The sequence below is a fragment of the Microbulbifer sp. SE14 genome (assembly GCF_059834885.1).
In genome coordinates, this window is sequence record NZ_JCBAJA010000032.1 from 27,998 (window position 1) to 46,812 (window position 18,815).

Annotated in this window: 17 protein-coding genes; 12 read left to right on the forward strand and 5 right to left on the reverse strand. The window is 58.2% G+C overall.

Annotated elements, in window-relative coordinates; translation table 11 throughout:
* Positions 1 to 290: 290 nt before the first annotated feature.
* The 5 genes from AC6R19_RS18805 (at position 291) to AC6R19_RS18825 (ending at position 4,078) form a co-directional block, all read left to right on the forward strand.
* Complete coding sequence (locus AC6R19_RS18805) at positions 291 to 1,286, forward strand: hypothetical protein (protein ID WP_500581392.1); 996 nt, start codon at positions 291 to 293, stop codon at positions 1,284 to 1,286.
* Positions 1,287 to 1,402: 116 nt separating this feature from the next.
* Entirely contained in the window at positions 1,403 to 2,116 is a 714-nt protein-coding gene (locus AC6R19_RS18810) for an AHH domain-containing protein (protein ID WP_500581393.1), read from the forward strand.
* Between the two features lie 3 nt (positions 2,117 to 2,119).
* Positions 2,120 to 2,695 carry a hypothetical protein gene (locus AC6R19_RS18815; protein WP_500581394.1) on the forward strand — a complete coding sequence of 192 codons (576 nt, stop codon included), beginning with the start codon at positions 2,120 to 2,122 and terminating at the stop codon, positions 2,693 to 2,695.
* Positions 2,696 to 2,924: 229 nt separating this feature from the next.
* A complete protein-coding gene (locus AC6R19_RS18820; protein WP_500581395.1) occupies positions 2,925 to 3,344 on the forward strand; it encodes an acyl-CoA thioesterase in 420 nt (139 codons plus the stop codon).
* 224 nt (positions 3,345 to 3,568) lie between these two features.
* Positions 3,569 to 4,078, forward strand: a complete 510-nt coding sequence (locus AC6R19_RS18825; RefSeq protein ID WP_500581396.1) for a DUF3592 domain-containing protein — start codon at positions 3,569 to 3,571, stop codon at positions 4,076 to 4,078.
* 153 nt (positions 4,079 to 4,231) lie between these two features.
* Here the strand turns inward: AC6R19_RS18825 and AC6R19_RS18830 are convergent, their stop codons facing one another.
* On the reverse strand, positions 4,232 to 4,468 hold the full coding sequence (locus AC6R19_RS18830) for a hypothetical protein (protein WP_500581397.1): 237 nt from the start codon (positions 4,466 to 4,468) through the stop codon (positions 4,232 to 4,234).
* 430 nt (positions 4,469 to 4,898) lie between these two features.
* A complete protein-coding gene (locus AC6R19_RS18835) occupies positions 4,899 to 6,323 on the reverse strand; it encodes a hypothetical protein (protein ID WP_500581398.1) in 1,425 nt (474 codons plus the stop codon).
* A 269-nt stretch (positions 6,324 to 6,592) separates the two neighbouring features.
* Between AC6R19_RS18835 and AC6R19_RS18840 the strand changes: the two genes are divergently transcribed.
* The 4 genes from AC6R19_RS18840 to AC6R19_RS18855 all read left to right on the forward strand — a co-directional run bounded on the left by AC6R19_RS18840 (position 6,593) and on the right by AC6R19_RS18855 (position 10,350).
* Positions 6,593 to 7,126, forward strand: a complete 534-nt coding sequence (locus AC6R19_RS18840; RefSeq protein WP_500581399.1) for a hypothetical protein — start codon at positions 6,593 to 6,595, stop codon at positions 7,124 to 7,126.
* 25 nt (positions 7,127 to 7,151) lie between these two features.
* Positions 7,152 to 7,607 carry a thioredoxin TrxC gene (gene trxC / locus AC6R19_RS18845; protein WP_500581400.1) on the forward strand — a complete coding sequence of 152 codons (456 nt, stop codon included), beginning with the start codon at positions 7,152 to 7,154 and terminating at the stop codon, positions 7,605 to 7,607.
* Positions 7,608 to 7,775: 168 nt separating this feature from the next.
* Positions 7,776 to 9,914, forward strand: a complete 2,139-nt coding sequence (locus tag AC6R19_RS18850) for a prolyl oligopeptidase family serine peptidase (RefSeq protein WP_500581401.1) — start codon at positions 7,776 to 7,778, stop codon at positions 9,912 to 9,914.
* A 292-nt stretch (positions 9,915 to 10,206) separates the two neighbouring features.
* Positions 10,207 to 10,350 carry a DUF3096 domain-containing protein gene (locus AC6R19_RS18855; protein ID WP_500581402.1) on the forward strand — a complete coding sequence of 48 codons (144 nt, stop codon included), beginning with the start codon at positions 10,207 to 10,209 and terminating at the stop codon, positions 10,348 to 10,350.
* 59 nt (positions 10,351 to 10,409) lie between these two features.
* Here AC6R19_RS18855 and AC6R19_RS18860 read toward each other — a convergent pair whose 3' ends face one another.
* Positions 10,410 to 11,813 carry an aminotransferase-like domain-containing protein gene (locus tag AC6R19_RS18860; protein WP_500581403.1) on the reverse strand — a complete coding sequence of 468 codons (1,404 nt, stop codon included), beginning with the start codon at positions 11,811 to 11,813 and terminating at the stop codon, positions 10,410 to 10,412.
* A gap of 113 nt (positions 11,814 to 11,926) precedes the next feature.
* Here AC6R19_RS18860 and ccoG point away from each other — a divergent pair, with 113 nt between their 5' ends.
* Positions 11,927 to 13,318, forward strand: coding sequence for a cytochrome c oxidase accessory protein CcoG (ccoG, locus tag AC6R19_RS18865; protein WP_500581404.1), 1,392 nt, complete (start codon positions 11,927 to 11,929; stop codon positions 13,316 to 13,318).
* 177 nt (positions 13,319 to 13,495) lie between these two features.
* On the opposite strand, the gene AC6R19_RS18870 is transcribed toward ccoG, so the two are convergent.
* On the reverse strand, positions 13,496 to 14,239 hold the full coding sequence (locus AC6R19_RS18870) for a siderophore-interacting protein (protein WP_500581405.1): 744 nt from the start codon (positions 14,237 to 14,239) through the stop codon (positions 13,496 to 13,498).
* 19 nt (positions 14,240 to 14,258) lie between these two features.
* Entirely contained in the window at positions 14,259 to 14,702 is a 444-nt protein-coding gene (locus AC6R19_RS18875) for a MarR family winged helix-turn-helix transcriptional regulator (protein ID WP_500581406.1), read from the reverse strand.
* A 107-nt stretch (positions 14,703 to 14,809) separates the two neighbouring features.
* On the opposite strand from AC6R19_RS18875, the gene hrpB reads away from it, so the two are divergent.
* Together hrpB and AC6R19_RS18885 are read left to right on the forward strand one after the other, a co-directional pair.
* Positions 14,810 to 17,356 (forward strand): ATP-dependent helicase HrpB, encoded by a 2,547-nt coding sequence (gene hrpB / locus AC6R19_RS18880; protein ID WP_500581407.1) that lies wholly within the window; start codon positions 14,810 to 14,812, stop codon positions 17,354 to 17,356.
* Between the two features lie 364 nt (positions 17,357 to 17,720).
* On the forward strand, positions 17,721 to 18,716 hold the full coding sequence (locus tag AC6R19_RS18885) for a hypothetical protein (protein WP_500581408.1): 996 nt from the start codon (positions 17,721 to 17,723) through the stop codon (positions 18,714 to 18,716).
* The last annotated feature ends 99 nt before the right edge of the window (positions 18,717 to 18,815 follow it).

An 18,815-nucleotide genomic window follows, 5' to 3' on the forward strand; every position in this document is an offset into this window, starting at 1 on the left:
ATCGAGACAGCCTGCCCGTTATCAGATTTACCGGCTACAGCGGCGTATCACGAAGGTGACTTGGCAAAAGCGTTACAACAACGCCCATACACTGAAGCGACTCACCATATTGGAGGAAGCTGCGTGGCGTCGTATCGGGCAAGACGGAATTGATAACGAGCTAACTAAATCACCGGGTTCACCCAGAGCCTTTGAGGGGCTTGAGCCGTATGCGAGGAAACCCGCACGGCGCTGGAAGTCGGTGACGGCTCCTGGCTACAAGGCAAGCCACCCAAACGAAGAAAGCTGCCATGATTAATGAAAAAAGGAATCATCATTTTGTATCTCAGGCCGAACAGCGGCTTAATGCTATTAACCCCACTGTTTCTAAAAAGAACCAGAGAATATATTCGTTTTCGATAACAGAGCGGGAAAGCTACAAGATTGACCTAGAGTCACCTAATGGAACAAAAATAAAAGAAACATTGAGTTTCGATGATTTGTTTACTATTGATATTCTGAATGAACGTCTAAGAATTAATTTAGAAGACTTTTTTGGTAGATACGAGCAAAATGTAAGCGCGCTAACCCAATCCCTGCTACTAAAACTAAAATCGAATAGCTCAGATCTAAAAAGTGAAATTTTAAATATCTTCGCAATGAAGCTTATTAACACTTTTAGAAACCCTTTTTGCATTGAAAAAACGCTCAATACAATTGGAAATCTAGCAATCTATTGTCCGACCGATGGACACTTGAGAGAGATTTACAGAAAAATAGATAGTGGGAATCAGTCTTTAATACAAGAAATCGCAAATAGATTTTCGGTAACCGAAGAGAAGTATAAAAAATGGATGAAATCCATCTTTATGTTACTAGTACCGAAAGGCACACAAAGCTTTAGCCTCGTCGACATTCTTGTAAAAGAGTTCTTTGAAAATACCAGCCAATTTATTAACGTGTATGTACACTCCTATACCGGAGTTAATAAAGACAAATGTGCACTACTGTCTGACAGAGGTTTTACGCTTTTAACAGATCAAGAAGAACACCTTGCCTACGAGTTCAACTTAACTTGCAATGCATTTATAAGTTACATTTTTACAGACATAAAAAAAACAGGAGATAACGACCTAAGCAAGGACGTTGTAGAAGGCATCTTAAGGATGCAGTCAGAGAGGCCTTCCGAGGTAAAGATTCATTTTTTTGAAAACAAACTACCTGTTTTATCTCGATACAATAAAAATGTAGTCTACCAATCTCACGAAACTGTTTATTGTAAAAGTAGAGTAGTGTATGGCTTATAACGAAGCCAAGCACGGCGACAGCTTTTCCGTAGAGGCTTTTCCTAAACATAAAGGGACAGATCTATTTATGGCACAAATTTCTGCCCATGGAACCATTTGTAAATAAGGGAATATTTATGAAGCTTGAGTATCACAACGGCGTTCGGATCACAAAATTTCTGCATGAGATGACTCCTTTTGAGGCCGCGCTGCAGAACTATGAAAACATGGCCAAAGACTACTATGCCAAGACTCAAGACCGGACATTAACAGAAAAGCAGCGCCAGGAAGAATGCAAAAAGGCACTGGATTGTCTTGAGAGGGAGCGCGCCCGAATCAGCACCTTGGCGGATGTTCAAGCACAACTGGAAGCCTATCGAGAGCAGGGTTTAAAGGCTACCAAAGGCACCCTGCCTGAGCGGGCCGACGCCATCGGCATGATGAGTAACGAGAAGCATCACCCGGCAGAGGTACTCGAAAAGTATATGCGCGCCGAGGGAATGGCCAAACCCAGCCCGCAACACACCGCACATCATATCGTGCCTGGGAAGGGTAAGCTAAAAGTCCTGATTACCAATACCAGAATGCACCTGCACAAACACGGCATCCGGATAAATGATCCGGCCAATGGGGTCTTTCTCGTTCATCTAGACAAAGACACACCCCACTGGTCTATGCCCAACTCAAGGGGCCACTTGAAGTATCACACGCACGAGTATGAGCGATGGATGTCACAGCGCGTACAGCGCCTGAACAACATCGATATGATAAAGACCCAGCTTCAGGTGATTGGCCGCATTCTGCAGGAAAATGAACCCAAAGGCGCTATCGAAGCCATTAAGACTATCTAAAAAATGACCAAGATCTATGCCATACGTAATGATGGTTTTGGGTACCAGAGCCTGGACCTCACACTGCTGGACATTGCCCGCTTTGCCCCGGAAAACCTGAATCCGGACCAGGTGATAGATTTCAGCCGTCAAAACAGCCGCTTGGCTGGGTGGTGGCAGGCCCCCGAGACGCGCTTTGTTGCCAATGAAGGGGTCGAGGATAAGGGTATCCCGGATATCAGCACCTGGATCGGCGCCAGTCTAGTGCTGTCTCCCAGGGCTTACCGCTATCTCGGCGACACCCTGAAAGAGTCGGGTGAATTACTCCCTGTAATCGTCGGTGATGACACCTTTTATATATTCAATTGCCTGACACTGGGAGAAGAGGAACTGGATAATTGCGAGTATGAAATGTTGGGCGACGTACCGGTCCAACTACTCAAGCTAGGATTCAAGAAGTCCGCCCAGTCACTCACAGTCTTTAAATCAAACTACGAGGCTTGCCTTACTGTATTCTGCAATCAACGGCTAAAGGATTCCGTGGACGAATTCGGTCTGACCGGTGTGCGTCTCGACGAGAACCTTGTGGAGAACTTCTAATAAACCATCACCACGTACTCTGCGAAGGGCTTTTTAACGGCTTATGACAAATCAAGGATAACAGTGGAAAACATCCAGATAATCACACCTTACCCACTACTACACATGGAACTGTCAAAAGTTAATCAAGGCAATGAACTTCTTGCGCAATAGACGCGCCGGACGGCTTATGCTATGCCCTTCGCGCATCGTCAGCTCCAGTCATCGGTTATTACAGCGGTAGCCACCTATGAGTACCAGTTTTGTAGTTCGTAGACGAGTGCGCTTTGGAGACTGCGACCCTGGAGGCGTGCTCTACACCCCTCGAATAGGCTATTTTGTGGTCGAAGCGGTATTGGATTTCCTATCCGACCGCCTAAGCGGACCCGCTGAGCGTCGCCTTCTCGATCTTGGCATATTCCCTCCTGCGCGAGCGTTTTCCGTCGAATTTCTAAAACCAATGGCATGGGACGATGAGCTTGAGATCCACGTGCATGTTAAGGAATTGCGCACGCATGCAATTTGTTTCTCTGTGGCGGGCTTAGTTGCCGGGGAAGAGGCATTTGTGGCTGAGCTCACCCAAGTCTGTGTTTCTTCCCAAACGAGGCGCCCTGTTGCTATTCCAAGTGCGCTTCGCAAGGCACTCACCGAGAAAAATACTGGAGGTTGACAATATGGTGTGTGCAAACCGGGTTCAGTCATTCACGACCTTTAAATTAAACTACGAGGCTTGCCTTACTGTATTCTGAAATCAACAACTAAAGGATGCCGTGGACGAATTCGGCCTGGTCGGTGTGCATCTCGACGAGAACCTGGTGGAAAGCTTTTAACCAGGAATCACTACGCACTTCGTGGAGAATTTCATTAACATCTTATGAAAAATCAAGGATAACAGTGGAAAACATACAGATAATCAACTGTACAGGATACGTTACCGTACTATTTTCTGCCTTTTATCTGGTTATCGCCCTGACTCGGCGAAATTGGAAAAAGGCATCTGCCAAGGTGGAAGAGAGCAAGGTAGATCGGGATGTTTCCGAAAGCCACCACGCATACATCGGCGATTATTTTTCATCCGTCAGGAAAGTCAAATCGGTGTCCTACCGCCCAATATTGAAATATACCTATACGGTGGATGGAAAGGCTTACACTTCCACCAAACTCTACTCGATAAACGTCGTGCCAATAAAAGCGCAAGACCTGTTGCCAGTCATCTCCGGATCGACCAGAAGTGTCTATTACAACCCGAGCAACCCGGCAAGATCCTACCTGTTACCCAGCCGCTTATTCCCTCCGTGCCTCTTTCTGTTGCTGGGCCTTTTTCTGGCATTTACTACACCGGAGCAATTGAATGAAATATGGAGCTGGGGCGTACAATTTTTGACAACACTATTCAAGCCGTGACCTCCCGACCCTGGTCGATTGGTAAAGCCTTATATTTGAGATAGGAAACCCCGCACTTTGAATCTTGTCTTATTGCCAGGAATGGATGGAACCGGCTTGCTGTTCGAGCCATTTATGGCCCATGCATCAGATGAATTCAAAATGACTCCACTGTCACTGAGGCAGGAGCCGCACCTGAGCTATACGGATCAGGCCAAGCATATACTTTCCAGGATCGAAAGTGATAACACCGTCATTGTTGCGGAATCCTATTCCGGTAGAGTCGCCTACGAGGTTGCCCAGATACAGCCCGAACGTATCAAGCACATAGTTTTCGCAGCCAGCTTCCTGGCCAGACCATCGACTTTGGCCCGGATTGCCCCGCTTCTGCCGCTGCAGCTTCTTGAACACGGTTTCACTCCCTCCCCCATCATTGGGCGCCTCGCATTTGGCCGCGACAGATCCGATAGACTTACCGGGCTTCTTAAAGAGTCGTTGAAAAGGCTCGACAACTCGGTACTGCGACACAGGTTAAGGCAAATCTCAACGCTTCAGCTGCCAACCACAAAGATCGAAATCCCCTGCACATACATTCGTGCCCAAGGCGACAATCTGGTTTCCGCGAAAGCTGTGGAGAGTTTCAAAGCTATCTGTTCAAACTTGACGATAAGAGACGTCGAGGGAAGCCATTTTATCTTGCAAACAAATCCCCGGGCTTGCTGGAAAGTCATCCGAGAGATAGCGCAGCAATAGACCATCGAATAGCTGCAGGATCAGTCGCACCTACCCCAAAGGGAAGGCAGTGCCCTCCCCTCGCAAAAACGGCGCAGACCCATTTGGCTTACGGCGCCCCACACAGAGTGCCATTAATATCGCACTGAGGCTCGATACCAACAGCCCGCTGCTCCGCATTCAATTTGAATATCTCGCTGTTGGTCTGCGCACTGATATCCGTTTCGGAACACCCACAGATCTGGCTCGCACAACAGCTGCACCCCGCCAGCGTTTCGACCTGCGTGATCAAATCCAACCCGTCCAGATCCTGAACGCCGTTGCACGCCTGCCCCATGATGCCGAACCTTTCCCCCATGGTGACGTTCCACGGAAGATCCTGCCCCAGACCGAGCGTTGTGCATAGCGCCGCGTCGCAGGTGTAACCGACCTGAAGGCCCCCGGCGGTGGGATCGCCTCTGTAGGCGTCGCAAACGGCCCTGCAGAGGGCGCCGTTCGGGTCGACGCTGCCGCTGCCCGCGGGATACAGCGGGCAGCCGGAGTCCGGCGGGGCGTCGGGGAAGCAAGCGCCCTCCGGCGGTTGCGGGTCTATCGGGTTGTTGGTCTTGGGGTTGTGCGCCGCAGACCAGACGTTCCGGCCGCCCAGGTCGCACTGCAGCTGGTTGCCGCCGCCCTGGTCGGCGCCCTGCCCTATCTCGAAGGGCCCGTCGAAGATCGGGCAGCTGCAGTCCACCAGCGGGTTGCCGTTGGCGTCCGTCTCGCCGGTGTCATAGCAGGGCGCGGTCATGCAGCCGGCATAGAGCGCTTTGCAGGGCGTGGAGCCGGAGAAGTAGTCGAGCTTCTTGACCGGCGAGAAGACGGACACCAGGTCGGCGCCCGGGATCAGCTGGTTGGTGTTGATGGAGCTGCATACCGGCGCCTCGATACTGGTGGTGGGCGCGCATTTGGAACCGTCCTGGCCACAGGCTTCGACGGTTTTCTGGTAGATGTCCTTGTTCAGGATTGCGTGTATGTCGACGAAATAGGGAACCTTCGGGGGTACCTGGTCGGTGGACAACTTGTAGCACTTGCAGTTGGCGAGCTGGCCGCTCGGGGAAAGGGTGCACGGCAGCGCCGGGTTGTCGGCCGACTGGCCGGTGGGATCCTCGGGCCCGGAGTAGTAGCAGAGCGCATAGGAAAACTCGCGCCCCTGGGGCGGACTGCATGCCAGGAAGTTCTGGGGTTCGGTCCAGATATCTGCCCAGGCCGGGCCGAACACGGTGGTCATGATATCGTTGACCTGGAAGATATCGCTGGTGCGCCTGACGCCGCGCAGGATGATGGCCTCGTATATCTCGGCATACCGCTCGTTCCTGCCCGGCAGCCGGCCGCGCCAGAAAGCTTTCTCGAGGTGCCCGGCCCTGGTTGCTCCCTGCCGGACGGGAGGCCCCGCGTGGCTTTCACCATCCGGTTCGGCAGCCGATATTGATGGAAGGGTGACACCGAGAGCCAGGAAGACCAGGATCATTTGGATGACGATACGGATTTGCTGCATTGCCCACCTCCTGTGGTTGCGACTCCTTGCAAACTACACTCCGTAATTTAAGTGTATGCCAGGAAGCGACCTGTTGAGGATTTGGGCGATTAAAGTGCTCAGATTCAGTGCATGACGCCTTACTCATCGGCACCGCTCACGTAAAGTTTGATGACGAATGTCGCGGCTGCAGATATTGAACGGGGCCGTGCATATCAGGTGCGGGACCTTTCAAACCCGATTGTGGCAAAATCGGCCGCATGCTGACGCGGAAATAACAAGGACAAAGAATGCACATCATCATCGGCATCATCACCGCCATCGCCGGCCTGCTCTGGGCCCTGAACAGCCTGCAGAATGCGGGCGTGGACCTGAACGCTTTCAACCCCTTCACCTGGGCGCGGCGCCGGAAGTGGGAGAAGCAGCTCGGCGTCAAGCCGCTGCACGGCCTGCGGGATTCCATGGAGGCGGCGGCGCTACTGGTGGTTGCAGTGGCTGTGGCGGAGGGCGAGATCACCCGCGATACCAAGATGGGAATTCTCAGGCTCTTCGAGGAGGAATTTGGCATCAGCCGCGGCCGCTCGCTGGAGCTGTTTTCCGCCTCCACCTATCTGCTGAAGGATGTGCTGGATATGCCATCGGAAGTTCGCCTTGTGCTGGCGCCCAGCAAGGCAGAGTACCGGCAGAGCCACATTGAAAAGCTGCTTAAGATGATGGAAAAGGTGGCCGCGTTCGAGGGAGAGGCATCCCGGGTTCAGGCCGCCATTATCGATGCGGTCAAACGGGAATTCGACCTGAATATCGAACAGCCGGCCAACTGGTAACTGATCGCACCCTCAAAGGTTCGCAATGACAACCGTATCCCCAATACAACTGGTCTGCGCCAACTGCGGTGGAGTCAACCGGGTTCCCCCGCAGAGGCTCGGCGACAGGCCCCTGTGCGGCAAGTGCCGCAGCGCGCTGCTCGGCGGACAGCCGGTCGACGCCACCGACCAGAATTTCCGCCGTTTTATCGACAAGACCGACCTGCCCCTGGTGGTGGACTTCTGGGCACCCTGGTGCGGCCCCTGCCAGCAGTTTGCGCCGGTGTTCAGCCAGGTGGCGGCGGAGATGGCGACGCGGGCAATTTTTATCAAGCTGGATACCCAGGCCAATCAGGGCACGGCCACGAATCACCAGATCCGCTCCATTCCCACCCTGATGGTGTTTCACCGCGGCCGCGAGGTGGCGCGGCTGTCCGGCGCTCTGCCGAAATTGCAGTTTCAGCAATGGCTGTACCAGCAGCTGGGTGGTTTCGGGCAGTAACTGTACTGCCCAGCCTTACATGCATCCCGTTTTCATCGCAATTTCTACGCGCCGTATCTCAACCGACAATCGCACAATCTTTACACACCTACCCCCGTTACATATCCTGTCCCGCTGGCCATTCGCGACCGAGAACTCGCGACATAATGTTCTACAGGTTCAATAATTATGAGTATAAAGTTTCGAAAGCTGGCCGTTGCGGCCCTGATACTTACCTCCGCACCCGCAGTTTGGGCAGAGGAAGACCCCTATCTGTGGCTTGAAGAGGTGGAAGGCGAGCGCGCTATCGAGTGGGTAAAAGAGCAGAATGCCCAGACCAGCGCCCACCTGGCCGAGAGCGACCTGTACAAATCCCTCTACGCCGACGCCCTGGCGGCGCTGAGCGCGGAGGATCGCCTGCCGGAGATCACCCAGAAAGGCGACTGGCTGTACGAGAACCACCACAGTAAAGAGAACCCGCGCGGCCTCTACCGCCGCATTTCCGCGGACAAGTTCGACCGCGGCAGCGAGCAGTGGGAGACGGTACTGGATATCGATGCCCTGTCCCGCGCCGAGGACAAGAAGTGGGTGCTGAAGGGCATGAACTGCCAGGACGAGGCCCAGACCCGCTGCCTGGTGGCCCTGTCCGCCGGCGGCGGCGACGCGGTGGAACTGCGCGAGTTCAACGCCCGCGACAGGAAATTCGTAAAGAACGGCTTCTTCTCGCCGATGGCCAAGCAGTCCGCGGTGTGGTTGGATGCCGACCGCCTGCTGATCGCCAGCGCCAGGGGCGAGAATGCCGCGACCAGTTCCGGCTACGCCCGCGCCACGAAACTGTGGCGCCGCGGCGAGCCGCTGGCGAAGGCCAGGCCCTTGCTGGAAGTGCCGGAGAAATCCGTGTGGCTGAATCCCGTTGCAATAGGCACCGGTGACCAGCGCACCATCATCCTGAATGAAGGACTGGATTTCTGGCACGCCCGCAACTTTGTCTACCGCGACGGCAAGGTGCTGCCGCTGGAATTGCCGGAGAGCGCCGTGATCCAGGGCGCCCTGGGCGATTCGCTGGTCGTGAAGCTGAACGAGGACTGGAAAGCCGGCGGCAAAAACTGGCCGCTCGGCAGCCTGGTGCTGGTATCCCTGGATTCGCTGGTGAAGGGGGATACCCGGGTGTCCGCGCTGGTAACGCCCGGCAAGAGCGAAGTGGTGGAGTCGGTCGCCGTGTCCGAAGCGGGCGTGCTGGTAACCATGCTGGACGACGTCAAGGGCCGCGCCTATTTCTATCGCCGCGGCGGCAAGGGTTTTACCAAGACCCCGATTGCATTTCCCGACAACGGCAAGCTGGCCATCGCCACTTTCAGTGACGACAGCGGCAACACCTACCTGACCTGGGAGAATTTCGTCTCCCCGCCGACCCTGTACCGCTACCGGGCCGATGCGGACAAGCTGGACCGCATCCTGGTGCAGTCCCCGACCTTTGACGGCAGCAGGTTCAAGATCGAGCAGTACTTCGCCGAATCCGCCGACGGCACCAAAGTGCCCTACTTCGCGGTAATGGCGAAAGACATAGAGCTGGACGGCGACAACCCAACCCACATCTTTTCCTACGGCGGCTTCCGCAATGCCCTGCTGCCGTCCTACTCCGGTTCCTACGAACCGCTGAACGGCGCCTACGGCAAGCTGTGGCTGGAGCGCGGCGGCGTCTTTGTGCTGGCAAATATCCGCGGCGGCGCCGAGTACGGACCGGCCTGGCACGCGGCGGCCCTGCGCGAGAACCGGATCAGGTCCTACGAGGATTTCGCCGCGGTGGCGGAAGACCTGATCGCGCGCCGCATCACCCGCCCGCAGCGCCTCAGCATCGAGGGCCGCAGCAACGGCGGCCTGCTCGTCGGCGCGAGCATGACCCGCCGCCCGGACCTGTTCAACGCGGTCATCTGCGGCGTGCCGCTGCTGGACATGAAGCGCTACCACAAGCTGCTGGCCGGCGCCTCCTGGATGGGCGAGTACGGCAACCCGGACACCGACGACTGGGAGTTTATCAAGGAGTACTCCCCCTACCAGAACCTGAAGGCGGACACCGACTACCCGTCGATCTTCTTCTTCACCTCCACCCGCGACGACCGCGTACACCCGGGCCACGCCCGCAAGATGGCGGCGCGCATGAAGGCCATGGGGCAGCATGTGGAGTACTTCGAAAACCTCGAGGGCGGCCACAAGGGCAGCGCCACCCACGAGCAGCTGGCGCACCGGGTTGCGCTGATGTATGCGCACTTGTGGACGGCGCTGGAGCAGAGTGATCAGCGCGAGGCGCTGAGTGCGGGTGGCCAGTAATCCAGTCAGCAGCTAATCAATCCCAATCTGGCCCGGGCGCCCGGGAGGCTGTGCCTCAGTGCCCCGGCCGGATTCTCCCCCTCCCCCCCTGCACAGACTGAAAGTGCGGCTATGAACTTGCCGTCGAACCTGCCCCCAGCGTCTCTCAGCGAAATACCCCGCAGCCCCTGGTGTATCGGGGAGAAACGTCGACTATCTTAAAAACAACGACCGGGAAAGAGGCGGCTTGGGCCGGACAGGCCTTATGCCCGCCAGTTGACATCGAAAATCACACAGCGAGTGGTGAACCGATATGACCCTGCACCTTGAACTGCTGCCCATCATCGCCCTGCTCTCGGGCATCGCAATACTGATATGGCCGAGGCTGCTCAACTACATAGTCGCCATCTATCTGATCCTTGCCGGGCTGATCCAGATCCTGGGCGTTCAGGTCTAGGATTTCGGTACCGGTAGCGCGGTCCTATCGCGGGAAGAAATCTATCCGCTCCCGGACGATCAGGTTGGCAACAACTCCCGGAGCCGATTGAGGGCCTCCACACGGGGCTTGTCCCAGGGGTGGGCATAACTTATGCGCAGGCAATGCCTGAACTGGCCAGACACGGAGAATAGGGGGCCGGGCGTAATCACAACGCCCTGTGTCAGCGCCTCGGGATAGATTGCCAGCGTGTCCACTGTTTCCGCCAACTCGATCCATATTGCCAACCCGCCTTGCGGCGCGCTCACCCGGACATCGCCGGGCCAGGCGTGCAACAGCGTCACGAGTTGGTCCCGTCGCTCGCGCAGCTCATTGCGCAGGCGCCGCAGGTGAGAAGTGAAGCTGCCATCCGCCATGAACTCAGCGACACCCTGTTGGAGATAGCGGCTGCTGGCCAGTTGAGTTACCAACTTGAGATGGAGAATACGGGCATGCCAACGACCGCCGGAGATCCATCCCAGCCTCAGGTCACGTGACAGACACTTGGAGAAGGAACTGCACAGTATCACCCGATCACCGGTATCCAGTGCCTTGAGCGGATCAGGTATCGCTCCGAAAGCGGTATCGGCATAGATATCGTCCTCGATGACAGCGAGGTCGTGCTGCTCGGCCAGTTCCAGCAGTCGTCTTTTCGCCGCATCGGGCATCAGCGCGCCTCCCGGCGTGGAGAATGCCGGCGAAGCCACACAGGCCTTTACCTTCCAGCGCTGCAGCACCTCCTCCAGCGCATCGATATCCATCCCGGTTTCGCTGGAGGCGGGCACCTCCACCACCTGCAAGTCGAGTTGCTCGATGAGCTGCATGACCCCATAAAACCCTGGCGATTCGACCGCAACCACGTCTCCCGGATTGCAACATGCCATCAGTGCGAGAAAGAGCGCGTGCTGGCAGCCAGACGTTATGCACAGGCGGTCCGTCTCGACCCGACAGCCGCGCCGGGACAGGTGTAGCGCCAGCTGTTCCCGCAGTCCGCTGTCACCCGCCGGGTCGTCGTAGTATTGATAGTTGTCACCTTTCTGCCGTCGGAGTGAACGACCGATAGAACGGTTCAGGGCGACGATGCCAGGCGGGAGATCCCCTCCATGCACGTCCGGTAGCAGGTCGAAGGCTGCACTCCTGCGCATGATATCCAGCAACAGGTCGCTGACCGTGACCGGCCTTGGTGCCTCGATTCGCGCCCGACTGACCGGCGGCTGTACAGCGGCCTCTTGCGCCGATACGAAGTGGCCCGCCTTGGGGCGGGCATCCACCAGCCCCTGAGCTTCCAGTCTTTGCAATGCATGCTGTGCGGTGGCTTTTGAAACACCATGTTCCCGGCACAGACTCCGGATCGACGGTAGCCGCTCCCCTTGGCGCCAGCGCTGTTCCCTGATGCCCTGCAACAGCCAGGACTCCAGCTGTTGGTAACGATACTCTGCGGTCACCGGTTCACCTCTTGAGTAGAATCTGTACCTATTATATTTATTTTTTTTATGCCTGACCCTATCAGTTGCACCGGCGTAATCTGCCCCCATCGGACTTCTAGCGGATTAGCCCCATGGAAAAAATTCCTGTTACACAGGACTTCACGCCAGTCCTTCCTCAAGACGGCAAGATTCACGTCAGGCTCATCAAGGGCCGCTTCCAGAATCTGCGACGCCTGGTCAGCTGGCCCCTGATTGCCCTGTTCTTTGGGCTGGTGTGGGTACAGTTCGACGATCAGCCCTGGCTGCTGTTTTCGTTCGAACAGCACCGCATCATCCTCTTTGGCAGCACACTGTCCTGGCACGACCTCCCGTTGCTGGCCGGACTGCTGATTGCCGGCGCCTGCCTGCTGTTCTTTCTCGCCGTGGCTTGGGGGCGGGTCTGGTGCGGCTTCGCCTGCCCGCAGAGCATCTGGACCTGGCTATTCATCCGAATCGAGGACCTGATCGAAGGCAGCGCCATTAAAAGGGCCCGGCATGACAGCGAGCCCCTCAGGGGAATACGGCTCCTGCGGCGCATCGCGAAGCATCTGCTCTGGGCTCTGCTCGCCCTGGTGACCGCAGTCACCTTCACGGGCTATTTCGTCCCTATTCGGGAGATAGTGTCGGACAGCCTGCAGCTGGAACTATCGGCAGCCGTTGCCGGCTGGCTGGCAATCATGGCCGGCCTGACCTACCTCAATGCGGGCCTTATACGGGAAAAAATCTGCCTCCATGCCTGCCCCTACTCACGCTTCCAGGGTGTCATGTTCGACAACGATACACAGACGGTCAGTTACGATTCGTGCAGGGGGGAACCGCGTGCGAACCGAAGGAAAGGAATTGCCAACAGAGGTGACTGTGTCGACTGCGGCCTGTGCGTCCAGGTTTGTCCCGTTGGCATCGACATCCGCAAAGGCCTGCAAGCCGCTTGTATCGACTGCGGGGCATGCATCGACGCCTGCGATACCGTGATGGAAAAGATTGAACGACCCAAAGGCCTTATTCGCTTCGCGTCCGAAGCAGAGTTGCAGGGCACCGACTCCCGCTTTTTTCGCCCCCGGCTGGCTGGCTATGGAGCAGTCATGGCGCTCGCTTTCAGTGCAGTACTTTATGGCTTTTCCGGCACCACGGACCTGCTAGTGGAGATCAGGCGCGACCGCGGTTCCATTTTCAGGCAGGTGGATCAACACACGGTGTGCAACGTCTACCTAGTCAAAGTCGAGGGATTTTATGAGGAGGTACGACTTATTGACGTTTCGGTTTCCGGCGCTGGCCATTATAAGTTGTTCGGCCCCCGGCAAATCGACCTGGCCGTAGACAACGCTACCTGGCTTCCCTATCGGGTCTGCCACCGCAATCCGAAGTTGGCAAGGTCGGAGTTGACGTTCAACTTCAAAGGGGGACCAGTGTCTGCTGAAAAGAAAACGACCTTCCTGGCCCCGACGCCCCCAAAGAAACCAGTGGACGGCGCCGGAGCAGGGTGATCAGCCTGAAGCACTGAGTGCCGGTGGGCGATAATCCAGCCAGCCGTTAATTGATTCCAATCTGACTTGGGCGCGTGTAAGGGCTGAGCCTCCGCAACCGCGCCCGGTCAGGTTTTCCACGCCCACCAACCCGAGAATTACCCATTGGTTACCTTAGGGGTTCGCGGCCGTTTGCTATCAGCCGGCCTCTCCTTCCGCATCCTCCCGCTTCACTGCCTTATGCTGATCCTCACTGAGCCCCCTTTTCCAGTAGCTGGAAACATAGCGGTGGCTGGTGGGCACCTCGCGCTGGCGGAAGTATTTGCGCAGCTGCTGCATCTCGCTGAACTCACAGGCCGCCCAAACAGAGGGCTGCCCCTCCGGCCAGGCCAGGGTTTCGATATGCTCGAGAATGGCAAACTCGGCCAACTCCCCTTGCTTATCGACTATCCAGTGGATGTCGACACCCGGCGGATGCGAGAGCGGCTGTATGTCCGCCTTGTCAACCACTGCGATCACGGCGTAACCGCGCGCCGTCTCCGGCAGGGTTTCCAGGTTCACACTGATCGCCGGCAGCGCGGTCATATCGCCGGCGAGCAGGAACCAGTCCGCCTCCGGGTTGATCCGCTTCCTAGCACCCGGGCCGCCGACCGCTATACGGTCGCCCGGTTGTGCACTCCTGGCCCAGGAGGAGGCGGGGCCGGCGTGGTGGTGAATCACGAAGTCGATATCGATCTCACCCTCGCGCTGGTGGCGGATGGTGTAGGTGCGCATCAGCGGGCGCGCTTCACCGGGCTGCGGAAACAGCAGCTTTATGTAGGCGCTCTCCTGCTCCTCCGGAAACCCTTCCATCTCCTCACCACCCAGGGTGATGCGCAGCATATGCGGGGTCACATAGGCGGAGTTCAGTACCTCCAGCTCTCTCGTCTTCGGCTTGGCCACAGTGCAACTCTCCTCTGGCTCAGGTTTTCGGGCATGCCGGACCGCCCAGGTTCTCGGCCATGGCGGTGGCGAGGCGGACAAATTCATCCACCTCCTCCCGGCTCAGGTTTTTTGTCATCACAGTGGCCGTTTGCCGCTCTATGTTGCGCAGCTGCCCCATGATTTCCCTGCCCTTCGCCGTCGGGACCAGCAGTTGGCTGCGGCGATCGGCCGGGTTGTCTTGCTTTTCGATCAGGCCGTCGCGCAGCAGCTCGTTCAGCACCCGGGTGATCTGCGCCTTGTCCCGCTGCATACGCAGGGCAATGGACTGCGCCGTGCATTGCGGGTTATTGCAGACACCCTTCAAGGCGCGGATATGGGTGATGGGCAGCCCGATCTGCTTGTCCTGCACCGCCTGTCGCATGCGGGATTTGTAGGCGTGCATCAGCCGGTGCAGGGATTCGCTGATGGATGGGGATGGCACGGGGGACCTCCGACTTGGTTGACAGTGTCAACAATAGGCAAATACGTTGACACTGTCAACAAATTTGCAACCCCACCGCCAATCCCGATATCGCTATAATCGCGCCCATGTCAGAGTTACCCATTCAATCCGCCCTACCCGACCTGCTGGCCGCACTGGGCCGGCACAACAATGTCGTCCTTCGGGCCCCGCCCGGCGCCGGCAAGACCACGATGGTGCCGCTGGCGCTGCTGGACTGCGACTGGCTGGGGGACAGGAACATCCTCGTGCTGGAACCGCGGCGGCTGGCGGCGCGCAGCGCAGCCGCGCGCATGGCGGAGCTGCTCGGCGAACCCCTGGGACAGACCGTCGGCTACCAGATCCGCGCCGAGCGCAAGATGAGCAGCAGGACCCGCATATTGGTGGTCACCGAGGGCATACTTACGCGGCTGCTGCAATCCGATCCGGAACTGGCGAAGACGGCGCTGGTGATCTTCGACGAATTCCACGAGCGCAATCTGCAGGGGGACCTGTCCCTGGCCCTGTGCCTGCAGTCCCAGGAGTACCTGCGCGAGGACCTGAAGCTGCTGGTGATGTCCGCCACCCTGGAGACGGAGGCGGTGGCGGGCCTGCTCGGCGACGCGCCGGTGGTGACCAGCGAGGGGCGCAGCTACCCGGTGCATGTGCACTACCTCCCGCACCAGCAGCTGCCCGAGGACAGCCGCCAGCTGCCGGCACTGATGGCGCGCAAGATCGTCGAGTGGATGAATGAAGAGGAGGGCAGCCTGCTGGCCTTCCTGCCCGGCGTGGGCGAGATCAGACAGGTGGAGGCGCTGCTGCGGGAGCAACTCGCGCAGCGGCAGGAGATTGCCATAGCGCCCCTCTACGGCGACCTGGGCAAACAGCAGCAGGACGCCGCCATAGCACCCTCCCCGCCCGGCCGGCGCAAAATCGTGCTGGCCACCAACGTGGCGGAGACCAGCCTGACCATCGAGGGCATCCGCATGGTGGTGGATTCCGGGCTGATGCGGGAGTCCCGCTTCGATCCCAATACCGGCATGAATCGGCTGGTCACCACCAGTATCTCCCAGGCCTCCGCCGTGCAGCGCTGCGGCCGCGCCGGGCGCCTGAGCCAGGGGCAGTGCCTGCGCCTGTGGAGCGAGTCCCGCCAGCAGCAGCTGGCGGCGAAGAATACGCCGGAGATACTGCTCAGCGACCTGGCGCCACTGATGCTGGAGCTGGCCCAGTGGGGCGTGCGCGACGTGGATGAGCTGCGCTGGCTGGACCCGCCCCCGCCGGGCCCGGTGGCCCAGGCCCGGGAACTGCTGCAACAGCTGGGCGCGCTGGATAGTGATCGACGCATCACCGGGCACGGCTCCGCCATGCTGGCGCTGGGCGCGCACCCGCGCCTCGCCCATATGATGATCCGCAGCCAGGACTGGGGCCTCGCCGGCGAGGCCTGCCTGCTGGCGGCGCTGCTGTCGGAACGGGATATTTTCCGCGGCGAGGCGCGCTGGGACAGGGACATTCACAAGCGGATGCAAGTCCTTCAGGGCAAGCGCAAAAATTCGAGCGCGGATCGGGGCGCAATACAGCGTATCCGCCAGCAGGCGAAGATCTGGCAGGGACAGCTGGAGAAAAGCCGCGGCGATGCCGGGGCCGATACCGACGAACCGGACCGCGTCGGAGTGCTCCTGGGCCTCGCCTACCCGGACCGCATCGCCCGGAGCCGCCGCGACCGTGAGCGCCGTTTCCTGCTCTCCGGCGGCCGCGGTGCCCACTTCTCCCACGACGACGAACTGGCGCTGGCGGACTACCTGGTGGTCGCCGAACTGGACGGCCAGGGCCGCGATGCGCGCATCCAGCTGGCCGCGCGCATTTCCGAAAACGCCCTGCGCGAATACTTCGCCGACCTGATCGAGCAAAACGAATCGGTGCACTGGGACGACAAAGCCGGCCGCGCGGTGGCCAGCCGGCGCACGACCCTCGGGCGCCTGGTACTGGACGAACAGCCGGCAAAAGACATCTCCCCGGAACTGCTGAGCCGCGCCCTGCTGGATGCGATCCGCCAGAAGGGCCTGGCCATATTGCCCTGGAGCAGGGAGGCCGATGCCCTGCGCGCGCGGGTGGAGTTCCTGCGCCGCAACGCGGGTGAATTCCCCAAACTGCTGGCAGATCTGGCGCTGCCGGATTGGAGCGATGCGGCGCTGATGGATTCGCTGGAGGAATGGCTGCTGCCGCACCTGCAGGGCTTCAGCAAACTGGACCAGCTCAGGCAGCTGAACCTGCACGGTATTCTGCAGGGCCGGCTGGACTGGCCCGTCCAGCAGCGCATGGACGAACTGGCCCCGAGCCACTTCGTCGTGCCCAGCGGCTCGCGTGTCCAGATCGATTACGGTGAGGAACCGCCGGTGCTGGCCGTGCGCCTGCAGGAGATGTTCGGCCTGGCACAGACGCCGGCGATCCTGAAAGGCCAGTACCCGCTGATGATCCACCTCCTCTCCCCCGCCCGGCGGCCGGTACAGGTGACCCGCGACCTGGCCAGTTTCTGGGCCAATACCTACCGGGAAGTAAAAAAGGAATTGCGGATCAAATACCAGAAGCACTTCTGGCCGGATGATCCGCTGACGGCGCAGGCGACCAACAGGACCAAGAAGCGGATGTGGGCGGAATAATCCTGCCGGCCAAATGCGGGCGAACACAAGGTTCGCCCCTACAGATCAGCTTTCTCGTCATTCCGGCGCAGGCCGGAATCCAGGTGCCCCCGAACTGGATTCCGGCCTTCGCCGGTATGACGAGCCAGTGGTGACTTGATTTGAAACAAAGTATCTGCAGGCAGAGTTCAGTGGTAAATTTGTAGGGGCCGAAGGCGCCGCGAATACCTGGAGCGGCTGGAACGAACCTTGTGTTCGCCCTGATTGAACCCGCCATAGTTGCAAATTGGCTGAAGCGCCGCGGGGATGAGCCCCCGGATGCTTGCCCGCCCCTGATATCCCTGCTAGTTTGCACGGCACCGGATGTCGTATTTGGAGATGGATTTTGAAACGCCTCAACGCAATATTTCTGTTACCCCTGCTGTTTGCCGGTTGCGATCTCGATGAATTTCCGGAGTTCAATCCCCAGAGCATTGTCGACCACGTGCAGGAGATGCGGGACCTGGTGCAGGACATCAGCCGCTATGCCAAGGGCATCGACTCGGACTTTATCGTTGTTCCCCACAACGGTGTGGAACTGATCACGGTCAACGAACGGGAGAACGGATCACCCGACACCGCCTACCTGAACGCCATCGACGGCGTCAACCAGGATGGCGTTTTCTATGGTTTCCCCTCCACTGCGGTTGACCAGCCGACCCCGGAGGCCGACGAGGAGCGGCTGCGCTCCCTCCTCGATATCGCCCTGGACGACGACAAAACCATCCTGGTCACCGACTTCGCCTTCAGCGAGCGAAATATTGACGATGCCTACGAACTGGCCGGAGATGCCGGCTACATCTCCTTCGTCGCCGAGAGTCGGCTGCTCGACAATATTCCCGACTATCCGCCCGAAATTAACAATGTAAACAACAACATTATCCAGCGCTTGGCCGACGCGAGGAATTTCCTGGTCCTGACCAACACGGGGGCCTTCTCCTCCCCGCAGGACCTGGTCGATGAGATCAACGATACGGATTACGACCTGGTCATCATCGATTTCTTCTTCGACGGCGCGGAGTACACCGAGGAGCAGATTGCGCAGCTGAAGGTAAAGAACAACGGCGCCAGGCGCCTGCTGGTTGCCAGCATGAATATCGGCCAGGCGGAGGACGACCGCTTTTACTGGCAGAACCACTGGGTCTCCAACCCGCCCTCCTGGCTGCTGGAGAAGGATACCGGGAGCAAATATTTCGTGAACTTCTGGCAGCAGGGCTGGCGGAATATCCTGTTCGGGGACGACGACGATTACCTGGACCGGATTCTGGCCGCCGGCTTCGACGGCGTTCTGCTGGAGGGCATCGAGGTGTACAAGGATTTCGAAGACGAAGAAGAGGAATAGTCCGCTTACCCCTGCCTGCAATTGCGGAGGGCGAACACCGGGTTCGCCCCCTGCCCCTGTAAAAGTAAACCCGCGCCAAATCACCCCCGCCTCCCGTGC

What these genes read in the sequence shown, in the direction of transcription:
- AC6R19_RS18805 (WP_500581392.1), top strand. Translation starts at nt 291, where the DNA reads ATGATTAATGAAAAAAGGAATCATCATTTTGTATCTCAGGCCGAACAG.
- AC6R19_RS18835 (WP_500581398.1), bottom strand. Translation starts at nt 6,323, where the DNA reads ATGCAGCAAATCCGTATCGTCATCCAAATGATCCTGGTCTTCCTGGCT.
- AC6R19_RS18840 (WP_500581399.1), top strand. Translation starts at nt 6,593, where the DNA reads ATGCACATCATCATCGGCATCATCACCGCCATCGCCGGCCTGCTCTGG.
- AC6R19_RS18855 (WP_500581402.1), top strand. Translation starts at nt 10,207, where the DNA reads ATGACCCTGCACCTTGAACTGCTGCCCATCATCGCCCTGCTCTCGGGC.
- AC6R19_RS18820 (WP_500581395.1), top strand. Translation starts at nt 2,925, where the DNA reads ATGAGTACCAGTTTTGTAGTTCGTAGACGAGTGCGCTTTGGAGACTGC.
- ccoG (WP_500581404.1), top strand. Translation starts at nt 11,927, where the DNA reads ATGGAAAAAATTCCTGTTACACAGGACTTCACGCCAGTCCTTCCTCAA.
- AC6R19_RS18810 (WP_500581393.1), top strand. Translation starts at nt 1,403, where the DNA reads ATGAAGCTTGAGTATCACAACGGCGTTCGGATCACAAAATTTCTGCAT.
- AC6R19_RS18815 (WP_500581394.1), top strand. Translation starts at nt 2,120, where the DNA reads ATGACCAAGATCTATGCCATACGTAATGATGGTTTTGGGTACCAGAGC.
- trxC (WP_500581400.1), top strand. Translation starts at nt 7,152, where the DNA reads ATGACAACCGTATCCCCAATACAACTGGTCTGCGCCAACTGCGGTGGA.
- hrpB (WP_500581407.1), top strand. Translation starts at nt 14,810, where the DNA reads ATGTCAGAGTTACCCATTCAATCCGCCCTACCCGACCTGCTGGCCGCA.
- AC6R19_RS18850 (WP_500581401.1), top strand. Translation starts at nt 7,776, where the DNA reads ATGAGTATAAAGTTTCGAAAGCTGGCCGTTGCGGCCCTGATACTTACC.